The organism is Clostridium sp. DJ247 (assembly GCF_014231265.1).
The window spans coordinates 1-3,786 of the sequence record NZ_JABAIW010000112.1; the positions used below are offsets into that span (position 1 = coordinate 1).

The 3,786-nt window shown below is 35.1% G+C and carries 2 protein-coding genes and 1 riboswitch; both genes read right to left on the reverse strand.

What is annotated here, in order from left to right; translation table 11 throughout:
- On the reverse strand, window positions 1-2,375 hold a 2,375-nt coding region (locus tag HGI79_RS22120; RefSeq protein ID WP_185652831.1), incomplete at its 3' end, for an Ig domain-containing protein.
- A gap of 206 nt (window positions 2,376-2,581) precedes the next feature.
- Window positions 2,582-2,669: riboswitch (cyclic di-GMP riboswitch) on the reverse strand.
- Between the two features lie 392 nt (window positions 2,670-3,061).
- Window positions 3,062-3,786, reverse strand: a 725-nt coding sequence (locus HGI79_RS22125) for an Ig-like domain-containing protein (RefSeq protein ID WP_185652832.1), incomplete at its 5' end; no start/stop codon positions are given.

Sequence of the window (3,786 nt, forward strand, 5' to 3'; positions counted from 1 at the left end):
TCTACTGTTTTGTTCTGGTTGCTAACTGTTAAAGTTGCAGCTGCTCCTTTTCCTTCATAAGTTCCTCGTATATATACAGTTCCACCAGTTGCTGTTGTTGGTATTGTAACTAGACCATTTGTATCTACAGTTGCTAGATCGGTATTACTGCTATTATAACTTGTCACTGTAGTTACATCCTTAGTTATTCCATCTGACATTGTTGCTACCACACTTATCTGACTTGTATCACCAGGCATTAATGTTTCATCAGTTGAGTTTACCTCTATACTACTTAAAGTGGGTACTCCATTCACTGTTACTACACACTGCTCTGTAGTGTTATTATTAATTGCTTTAATAGTTACTGTGCCACTGGTTGCATTAGCTGGTATACTAATCAATCCATTTGCATCAACTGTAGCTCTGCTAGAATTTGATGTAGTATACACTGTCCCATTGGATCCATTAGTTACATCCTTAGTAGAACCATCTGACATTGTCGCTCTTACACTTAATTGTATTGTTTCCCCGTAAGATACTGTTGCTGTTGCCGGTGTCATTGCAAGGGCCTTAACGGTTGGTGGACCAGTTACGGTGACAACACACTCACCTTTGATTCCATTATTATCTACTTGAATTCTAGCAGTGCCTTGTTTTGCTCCAGGTAAAACTTGAACCAATCCATTTTGATCTACAGTTACCATTGAAGTATCAGAACTTAAATATTTAGTTCCAGTGGACCCTTCTGTAACCTCCTTTACTGTACCATCAGCCAATGATTCAATAACATTAAGCTGTTTGCTCTGTCCTGATGATAAACTTATACTGAATGGATTTATTTGAAGATGACTTTCAGGAATTGCTCCTGGTACCACGACTTTACATTCTTCACTCAATCCCCCATTTGTAACTTGAATATAAACAGGACCTGGAGATGCATTGGATTCAACTGTAATTAACCCATCCTGACTTACCTTAACAGCAGAAGGATTTGAACTAATATAAACAGTTCCGCTAGTACCTAAAGTAATATCCTTTGTTGTTTGATCTGTCATATTTAAAGTTGTACTTATTTGTTGGCTTGTCCCACGTTCTAGCACCATAGTTTTTGTTGGAGATACACTAATACTAAATGGAGCTACAGGCGAAATTGTTATTACTCCTCTAACAATAAAATCAAATAGACTAAAATATTCAGCTGATGAACCATCGTAAATTGTTCTATAGTTGTTCTTATTATCACTCATTGAAACATATTTTAGATCCCATGTACCTAATTCATCATATTTATCAATAGGAATGGATGCTTCATATATTCCTGTAGTTGCATTCCTATTGAATCTTATAGTGATAGTTTTGCCACTAGGTTTTGCATAAATACCATATACAGAGGTTGTACTTACTCCAGACAACTCATCACTAACTTCTGCAAAAAGTTTAAATAGGGCAGAGTTGTTAGTGTTCTGAATCAACTCTCTAGAAAGCTTATCCAGTTTTGGAGCAATTAAATCTGGAGTTATACCATCTACGTAAATTTTGCAATTACCAAAATCTTGCTTTTCTGACATACTTGGATAGAGAGCAGAATCATATATACATTTATAGTTTCCAGCTTTATCCCTTAAATATACATAATTAAGCTTCCAATCTCCTATTTCATCGTACTGACCAATTGTAATATTTCCTTCGTATTTACCAGTAGTACTATTAAAATACAAACCTAGAGAATAAGATCTGCCACTTGGTTTTAAATAATAGGCATAGACATTATATACTCCAGTATCATCGTCACTGACATCTGCTATTAGCTTTGCTGTCCCAGGGCCGCTAACTTGAGAAGTACTTGTAGTAATACTGTTTAAAACAGGTGGAACCTTATCTGTTGACTCTGGTGTTACGGGTGGAATTGAAACTCCTGAAACAGTAACCCTATAAGGAGAAAAATCAAACTTTTGCCCTGAAGAAGTGCTGTTGACATCATATACATAGCCACTGTTATCCTTTTTATCGGTTAAAGCTAGATAACTTGGTATCCATTCACCCGCTTCATCATAAGTACCGATACTAATAGTTCCTTCATATTTTTGGGTAGTCTGATTTAAATTAAGGTATGTTCCTGTACTATTCCCACTAGGTTTTCTATAAGATATATAAACACTGTTAACTCCCGACAATTCATCACTAACTTCTGCAGTAATTTTAACAGGATTTCCTGGTGATGCTTGACTTGAAGATATGTTTAAACTATTTAATACCGGTGGTGTTACATCCGGTGTAGGATCAAGAATTTCTATTACTGTACCTGCAGCATACGCTGTAAAACTTGTTAAATTCATAACAATTATAACAAAGGTAACTAGTATCTTTTTCATCAATTTCCTTGATGATGTCATATTGCATCCCCCCTTCTTTCTACAATATTTAGTATCATTAAAATTCAAGTCTCACCATCCCCTTTCTTTAAAATTTGTTAAATATCTCTTGAATAACATGAAACTATACTTTATTAACTAAATATTTAATCTAATCTTATAACCATTTTTTTATTTTACTATAAAAAAAATGGTCTATTTGAAGAATAGCCATTAAAAACTGGTTCTTCGGCAACCCGGCTATCATAGTTTATATAAACCTTAGACCTGTGGCTTTGCGCCCTCAACTTTCGTTTGAGTTTGCTATTATCCAAGTACTACATATAATAAGTATAAATTATTTTACCATATTATGCTATATTATACCATATTATTACCCAATTTCAACAGGCACTACTTTAGTATAAAAAAGTCAGAAATCACTTTCTGACTTTAAGATAAATAAATTTATCTTAATAATTGAAGAACCTGTTGTGGTACGTCACCATCATATAGACTACTAGATATCAACTAGCAGGTAGCATTACGAAAAAAGAAGTCAGAGCTATTCCCCCCCTGACTCCTTAATATTAATTTATTACATTCGCTTCCATTTGTTACATCCCTTGTACTGCTGTCTGACATTGTTGCTGTCACTGCCAGCTGTTTTTGCTCTCCTTTTCCTATTGTAGCAGATATATGATTTACAACTTCATTGACAAGCTCTTTTATGGAATTTGAATAGTTATAGTGGTTGCGGCTCCCTTGCCATTATAAGTTCCTCTAATATATACAGTACTATTAGTTGCAGTACTTGGTATTGTAACAAAACCATTTGCATCCACTGTTGCTAGGTTAGCGTTACTAGTACTCCAAACAGTACTTGCTGTTACATCTTGTGATGTTCCATCTGACATAACTGCACTAGAATTAATTTGTAGGGTATTTCCTCGTCTTAATGTTGCTGTACTTGGATTGAATCTCAAACTTGAAAATGTTGGTGCACTAATAGTTATAGTTGTCGCTGCTCCTTTTCCATTATAGGTTCCTCTAATATATACTGTTCCACTTGTTGCCGTACTTGGTACTGTAACAAAACCATTTGCATCTACTGTAGCTAAGTTAGCATTACTAGTACTCCAAACAGTACTTGCTGTTACATCTTGTGATGTTCCATCTGACATAACTGCACTAGAATTAATCTGTAGGGTATTTCCTCGCCCTAATGTCGCTGTACTTGGATTGAATCTCAAACTTGAAAATACTGGTGCACTAATAGTTATAGTGGTTGCTGCTCCTTTTCCATTATAAGTTCCTCTAATATATACAGTACCATTAGTTGCAGTACTTGGTATTGTAACAAAACCATTTGCATCCACTGTTGCTAGGTTAGCGTTACTAGTACTCCAAACAGTACTTGATGTTACATCTTGTGATGTCCCATCTGACATAA